The sequence below is a fragment of the Pseudomonas sp. AGC41 genome, assembly GCF_057334555.1.
In genome coordinates this window covers 30419-37153 of the sequence record NZ_JBHFJB010000045.1, presented here as the reverse complement: position 1 = coordinate 37153, position 6735 = coordinate 30419, and the positions used below count along the sequence as shown (strand labels likewise).

Genomic DNA, 6735 nt, shown 5'->3' with positions numbered 1-6735 from the left:
GATCAGGATCATCGGCGTCGAGCCCGACGACTCCAACTGCCTGCAAGCAGCCATGGCTGCCGGCGAGCGCGTGGTGCTGCCAACCGTGGGCCTGTTTGCCGATGGCGTGGCCGTGGCACAGATCGGCCAGCACACCTTTGATATCTGCAAGCACTACGTGGACGAAGTGATCACCGTCAGCACCGACGAGATCTGCGCAGCTATAAAGGATATCTACGACGATACCCGCTCGATCACCGAGCCGGCCGGCGCCTTGGGTGTGGCCGGGATCAAGAAGTACGTCGAATCGCGGGGCATCAGCGGTCAGACCCTGGTGGCCATCGATTCCGGCGCCAACGTCAACTTTGATCGCTTGCGTCATGTGGCCGAGCGCGCCGAGCTGGGCGAAGGGCGCGAGGCGATCATCGCCGTGACCATCCCCGAGCAGCCGGGCAGCTTCAAGGCCTTCTGCGAAGCCATCGGCAAACGCCAGATCACCGAATTCAACTACCGTTACAACACCGGCAGCGAAGCGCACATTTTCGTCGGCGTGCAGACGCATCCGGAAAATGATCCGCGCAGCAAGCTGATCGCCAGCCTGACCGAGCAAGGCTTCCCGGTGCTGGACCTGACCGACAACGAACTGGCCAAGCTGCACATCCGCCACATGGTCGGTGGTCACGCCGCTCACGTTGTCGACGAAGTGGTGCTGCGCTTCGAGTTCCCCGAGCGTCCGGGCGCGCTCTTCAACTTCCTCAACAAGCTGGGCGGGCGCTGGAATATCTCGATGTTCCACTACCGCAACCATGGCGCGGCGGATGGTCGCGTGGTGGCCGGGCTGCAAGTACCACACGATGAACGCCACCTGGTACCGGCCGCCCTGGAAGAAATCGGCTATCCGTATTGGGATGAAAGCGACAACCCAGCCTATCAATTGTTTCTTGGTTGAACGGCTACGCTGAAGGACATCGGCCTTAAGGACATTCCATGGAAACTCTGCTGACCTTGAAAATCCTCCACGTCGCCGCCACGGTCCTGCTCCTGGCTTGCGGTGTAGTCCTTGCCGTCCTGGCCTGGCGTAAACGCAGCGAGGGACCGGCCAGCACGCTGCGGCGTCCCTGGCTGTTGGCCTGGTGCGTGATGCTGGTCTGCATGCTGAGCATGCCGTTCACCGGCTGGTGGCTGGTGCATCTGGTGGGCTGGCCGCTGGGGCAAAGCTGGCTGTTGGGTTCCAGCGTGATCTACACGGTGGCGACGCTCTGCGTTTTCTGGCTGCTGGCAAGGCTCAATCGTCTGCGCTTGGGCAGCGGTGGCAGCAGCAGGTTTACCCTGGCATTGGCGATCATCGGTGGCGTCGGCTTCCTGTCCATCGCCGCACTGATGGGTGCCAAGCCGATTTAAGCGACAAGGACAGTCATGAAGATCCTACTGGTGGGAGGCGGCGGTTTTATCGGGCGCCATCTGCTGCGAGCGTTGCACAGCGCTGGTCACTCGATTATCGCAACCAGTCGTGAACCCCAGGCGCCAGGTTGGCCCGGGGTTGAATGGCGGCAGCTGGATCTCGGCGCACTGGCGGGCAACCCTGAACACTTTGCCCTGCCTCTGGACGTCGACTTGCTGATCAACGCGGCCGGCCTGCTCAGCGTCGACACCCAGGCCCTGAGCCTGGTCCAGGATCGGGGCGCGCGAGCGCTGTTCGACCAGGCCGCGCGCCGCGGCGTGCGGATCCTGCAGATTTCCGCGCTGGGCGCGAGTGCTCAATCGGACGTGCCGTTCCTGGCGAGCAAAGGCTTGGCCGACGAATATCTTTGCACGCTGGACAGCGTATCGGTGGTGCTGCGGCCCTCGTTGGTGGTGGGACCAGGCGGCGCGAGCAGCGGCTGGATGGAAGGCCTTTCGCCGTGGCCGTTGATTCCCTTGCTGAATCTTCAAGCGCGCATCCAGCCCGTCCATGTCGATGACCTGGTGGGCGCGGTGCTCGCCCTGCTGCGGCAATGGCCGACCGAGTCAGTGGTGCTACCGCTGGTAGGACCGGAGCCGATGACACTGGCCCGACTCATCGATCATCTGCGCGCCGCCCAAGGTTGGGCGCCGGCCCGCTACATCAAGGCCCCTGCGCTGTTGACTGAACTGGGTAGCCGGCTGGGGGATCGGTTCGGCTGGCGGGCGTTGAACAGGCAAAGCCTGGCCTTGGCACAACGGGACAATCTGGCCGACCCCGCGGCACTCGCGTCAATCTGCGGGTATAACGCCGTCCCTGTACAGACCCGCTTGCAGAATTGGCCGAGCGCAGCCCAGAGCAGCCTCAGAGCGATCCGCCCGCTGATGCTCGCGGTACTGGCGATCATCTGGCTGGGTACCGCCATCGTCTGCCTCGGCCCCGGCTACGATTGGGGCTTGCGCATCATGGCCGAGGCCGGTGTCCACGGCACCTGGGCGAAGCTTGCGGTAATCGCCGGCGCGCTGTGTGACGGCGCGCTGGGCCTGGGCATGCTATTGAAGCGCTGGCGCCGCCAGGCATTGCGGTTGCAGTTGGGATTGATGCTCGGCTACACGCTGTGCATCAGCTTTATCCTGCCGCACTATTGGTTTGACCCTTATGCGGCTGTCGCCAAGAACCTGGTGCTGATAGTCGCCACTTTATGGCTGCTTTGGACTGAACCGCGCCGATGAACATTTATCTGCTGCTGAAAACCCTGCACATCCTGTCTTCGACCATCCTCTTCGGCCTGGGCGCCGGGTCCGCCTACTATGCGCTGCGGGCCTGGCGCAGCGGCAAGCTTGAAGTCATTGCCGTCACCTTCAAGCATCTGGTCTTCGCCGATTGGGCGTTCACGGCCACCACGGCCGTGTTCCAGCCGCTGAGCGGCCTGGCCCTGATGCATGTGGCCGGCTGGCCACTGCAACAGAGTTGGTTGATGTGGAGCATCGGCCTTTATTGCCTGGCGGGCGCCTGCTGGCTGCCGGTGGTCTGGTTGCAGATCCGCGTGCACAAAATGGCCGAGCAAGCCTTGCAGGACGGCACGCCCATGCCGCTCAAGGCCAGCACCTACATGCGCTGGTGGTTTGCGCTGGGCTGGCCGGCGTTCCTTGCGTTCATGGTGATCTTCTACCTGATGGTGGCCAAGCCTGCGTGACAGGTCAGTCGCGCAGGCTGATCACCGGCCAACCGCGTTTCTCGGCCTCGGCCCGCAGGTTCGGATCCGGATCGACCGCCACCGGGTGCGTCACCGCCTCCAACAGCGGCAAGTCGTTCATCGAGTCGCTATAGAAGTAGCTGTCATCCAGCGAATACCCGGTCTCTTCCAGCCAGCGGTTCAGCCGGGTCACCTTGCCTTCGCGAAAGCAGGGGATGTCGGTGCTGCGCCCGCTGTAGCGACCGTCGATCATTTCGCACTCGGTGGCGATCAGGGTTTCGACGCCCAGACGCTCGGCAATCGGCGCGGTGACGAAGCGGTTGGTGGCGGTGATGATCACCAGCTTGTCGCCGGCATCACGGTGTTTCTTCAGCAGCTCGATGGCTTGGGGCAGCACGATCGGCTCGATGCAGTCGCGCATGTACTCGAGATGCCACTGCGCCAGCACCTCCATCTCGGTACGGCCAAGGATTTCCAGACAGAAATTCAGGTACGCGGCGTTGTCCAGCTTGCCGGCCAGGTAGTCCTGGTAAAACTCATCGTTGCGCGCCTTGTAGGTGACCGCATCCAGAAACCCGCGCTCGCACAGGTAATCGCCCCAGGCGTGATCGCTGTCGCCGCCCAGCAGCGTGTTGTCCAAGTCGAATAAAGCCAGCCGCATTGCAGTTACTCGCTGAAATTTCTTGAGAAAGGCGCCCAGAATACGGACTTTTCACAAGAGTGCACATAAGGTGGGCAGCCTCGTTGCTGCTTTCACAACCTTTGTGGAACAATGCGGCGACATGCGTTTGCGAGGTTGTTGCCGTGATCGATCCCGATGGTTTCCGTCCCAATGTGGGGATCATTCTTACGAATGATGCCGGACAGGTGCTATGGGCTCGCCGTATCAATCAAGACGCCTGGCAGTTTCCACAGGGCGGGATCAACCCCCAGGAGACGCCGGAAGAGGCTTTGTACCGCGAGTTGAACGAAGAAGTGGGGCTGGAGCGAGAGGATGTCGAAATACTCGCCTGCACCCGAGGCTGGTTGCGCTATCGTTTGCCGCAACGCCTGGTCCGCACGCACAGCCAACCGCTGTGTATCGGCCAGAAGCAAAAATGGTTTCTCCTGCGCCTGATCTCCAACGAGCAGCGGGTGCGGATGGATTTGACCGGTAAACCGGAATTCGATGGCTGGCGCTGGGTCAGTTATTGGTATCCGTTGGGCCAGGTGGTGACATTCAAGCGCGAGGTGTATCGACGCGCTCTCAAAGAGCTTGCCCCGCGCCTGCTGACGCGCGACTGACGACGGAGTTCGACCCCGAGCCATGCTCAATACGCTGCGCAAGATCGTCCAGGAAGTTAACTCCGCCAAGGATCTCAAGGCGGCGTTGGGGATTATTGTATTGCGCGTCAAAGAGGCCATGGGCAGCCAGGTCTGCTCGGTCTACCTGCTGGATCCCGAGACCAACCGTTTTGTGCTGATGGCGACCGAGGGCCTGAACAAGCGCTCCATCGGCAAGGTCAGCATGGCGCCCAACGAAGGCCTGGTCGGCCTGGTCGGTACCCGCGAAGAACCGCTGAACCTGGAAAACGCCGCCGATCACCCGCGTTATCGCTACTTTGCCGAGACCGGCGAAGAGCGCTACGCATCGTTCCTCGGCGCGCCGATCATTCACCACCGCCGTGTCGTCGGCGTGTTGGTCATCCAGCAAAAAGAGCGCCGCCAGTTCGACGAGGGCGAAGAAGCCTTCCTCGTGACCATGAGCGCGCAACTGGCCGGGGTTATCGCCCACGCCGAGGCCACCGGTTCGATCAGCGGCCTGGGCCGCCAGGGCAAGGGCATCCAGGAAGCCAAGTTCGTCGGCGTGCCGGGTTCACCGGGCGCGGCGGTGGGCACTGCGGTGGTCATGCTGCCACCCGCCGACCTCGACGTGGTGCCAGACAAGACCATCGCCGACATCAATGCCGAACTGGGCTTGTTCAAGACTGCCATCGAAGGCGTGCGCGCCGACATGCGCGCCCTGTCCGCCAAACTGGCGACGCAGCTGCGGCCTGAAGAGCGCGCGCTGTTCGATGTCTACCTGATGATGCTTGACGATGCCTCCCTGGGCAGCGAAGTGACCACGGTCATCAAGACCGGCCAATGGGCCCAGGGCGCGCTGCGCCAGGTGGTGACCGACCACGTCAACCGTTTCGAACTGATGGACGACGCCTACCTGCGCGAGCGCGCCTCCGACGTCAAGGACCTCGGTCGCCGCCTGCTCGCCTACCTGCAGCAAGAGCGTCAGCAGACCCTGGTCTACCCCGACAACACCATCCTGGTGAGCGAAGAGCTGACCCCGGCGATGCTCGGCGAAGTGCCGGAAGGCAAGCTGGCGGGCCTGGTCTCGGTACTGGGTTCGGGCAACTCCCACGTGGCGATCCTGGCCCGGGCCATGGGCATTCCCACCGTGATGGGCCTGGTGGACCTGCCGTATTCCAAGGTCGACGGCATCCAGATGATCGTCGACGGTTACCACGGCGAGGTCTACACCAACCCCAGCGACGTGTTGCGCAAGCAATTCGCCGATGTGGTGGAGGAAGAAAAGCAACTCTCCCTGGGCCTGGATGCCCTGCGCGACCTGCCGTGCATAACCCTCGATGGCCATCGCATGCCCCTGTGGGTCAACACCGGCCTGCTGGCCGATGTGGCCCGGGCGCAAAAGCGTGGCGCCGAGGGCGTGGGCCTGTACCGCACCGAAGTGCCGTTCATGATCAACCAGCGCTTCCCCAGCGAAAAGGAACAGCTGGCGATCTACCGCGAGCAATTGTCCGCGTTTCATCCGCAACCGGTGACCATGCGTAGCCTGGACATCGGCGGCGACAAGTCGCTGTCCTACTTCCCGATCAAGGAAGACAACCCGTTCCTCGGCTGGCGAGGGATCCGCGTGACGCTCGACCACCCGGAAATCTTCCTGGTCCAGGCCCGCGCCATGCTCAAGGCCAGCGAAGGCCTGAACAACCTGCGCATCCTGTTGCCGATGATCTCCGGTACCCACGAGTTGGAAGAAGCGCTGCACCTGATCCACCGGGCCTGGGGCGAAGTGCGCGACGAAGGTACCGACGTACCGATGCCGCCGGTGGGCGTGATGATCGAGATTCCGGCAGCGGTCTACCAGACCAAGGAACTGGCGCGGCAGGTGGACTTCCTGTCGGTAGGCTCCAACGACCTGACCCAGTACCTGCTGGCCGTGGATCGCAACAACCCACGGGTGGCCGACCTCTACGACTACCTGCACCCGGCCGTGCTGCAAGCCTTGCAGAACGTCGTGCGCGACGCCCATGCCGAGGGCAAGCCGGTGAGCATCTGCGGCGAAATGGCTGGCGACCCGGCGGCGGCGGTGCTGCTGATGGCGATGGGCTTCGACAGCCTGTCGATGAACGCCACCAACCTGCCGAAAGTGAAATGGATGCTGCGCCAGATCAACCTCAGCAAGGCCCAGGAGCTGCTGGCGGAGCTGATGACCATCGACAATCCGCAGGTGATCCATAGCTCCTTGCAGTTGGCGCTGAAAAACCTGGGGCTGGCGCGGATGATCAATCCGGCTTCGAACAAGACCCTCTGAATCCTGAGGCGAGCATTTGTGGGGGGGGGGGGG

At 62.9% G+C, this 6735-nt stretch carries 7 protein-coding genes; 6 read left to right on the top strand and 1 reads right to left on the bottom strand.

Annotation, left to right across the window (positions count from 1 at the left end):
- From ilvA to ACE04F_RS08795, 4 genes are all read left to right on the top strand, one after another.
- The coding region (gene ilvA / locus ACE04F_RS08810) for a threonine ammonia-lyase, biosynthetic (RefSeq protein ID WP_486105942.1) at positions 1–928 on the top strand (928 nt) is incomplete at its 5' end.
- A gap of 38 nt (positions 929–966) precedes the next feature.
- The gene (locus tag ACE04F_RS08805) at positions 967–1380 is read left to right on the top strand and encodes a DUF2269 family protein (protein ID WP_486105940.1); all 414 of its coding nucleotides are present in this window, start codon (positions 967–969) and stop codon (positions 1378–1380) included.
- A gap of 15 nt (positions 1381–1395) precedes the next feature.
- Positions 1396–2652, top strand: a complete 1257-nt coding sequence (locus ACE04F_RS08800) for an SDR family oxidoreductase (protein ID WP_486105938.1) — start codon at positions 1396–1398, stop codon at positions 2650–2652.
- Complete coding sequence (locus ACE04F_RS08795; RefSeq protein WP_486105936.1) at positions 2649–3116, top strand: DUF2269 family protein; 468 nt, start codon at positions 2649–2651, stop codon at positions 3114–3116. Before ACE04F_RS08800 ends, ACE04F_RS08795 begins: the two co-directional genes overlap by 4 nt.
- Before the next feature lie 4 nt (positions 3117–3120).
- Here ACE04F_RS08795 and ACE04F_RS08790 read toward each other — a convergent pair whose 3' ends face one another.
- The gene (locus ACE04F_RS08790) at positions 3121–3777 is read right to left on the bottom strand and encodes a histidinol-phosphatase (RefSeq protein WP_434570403.1); all 657 of its coding nucleotides are present in this window, start codon (positions 3775–3777) and stop codon (positions 3121–3123) included.
- A gap of 143 nt (positions 3778–3920) precedes the next feature.
- Here ACE04F_RS08790 and ACE04F_RS08785 point away from each other — a divergent pair, with 143 nt between their 5' ends.
- Positions 3921–4400 carry an RNA pyrophosphohydrolase gene (locus tag ACE04F_RS08785; RefSeq protein ID WP_003186867.1) on the top strand — a complete coding sequence of 160 codons (480 nt, stop codon included), beginning with the start codon at positions 3921–3923 and terminating at the stop codon, positions 4398–4400.
- 22 nt (positions 4401–4422) lie between these two features.
- Positions 4423–6702 (top strand): phosphoenolpyruvate--protein phosphotransferase, encoded by a 2280-nt coding sequence (ptsP, locus tag ACE04F_RS08780; protein ID WP_305497566.1) that lies wholly within the window; start codon positions 4423–4425, stop codon positions 6700–6702.
- Positions 6703–6735 lie beyond the last annotated feature (33 nt).

Coding starts and splice junctions, on each gene's coding strand:
- ACE04F_RS08800 (WP_486105938.1), top strand. CDS start 1,396: ATGAAGATCCTACTGGTGGGAGGCGGCGGTTTTATCGGGCGCCATCTG.
- ACE04F_RS08790 (WP_434570403.1), bottom strand. CDS start 3,777: ATGCGGCTGGCTTTATTCGACTTGGACAACACGCTGCTGGGCGGCGAC.
- ACE04F_RS08795 (WP_486105936.1), top strand. CDS start 2,649: ATGAACATTTATCTGCTGCTGAAAACCCTGCACATCCTGTCTTCGACC.
- ptsP (WP_305497566.1), top strand. CDS start 4,423: ATGCTCAATACGCTGCGCAAGATCGTCCAGGAAGTTAACTCCGCCAAG.
- ACE04F_RS08805 (WP_486105940.1), top strand. CDS start 967: ATGGAAACTCTGCTGACCTTGAAAATCCTCCACGTCGCCGCCACGGTC.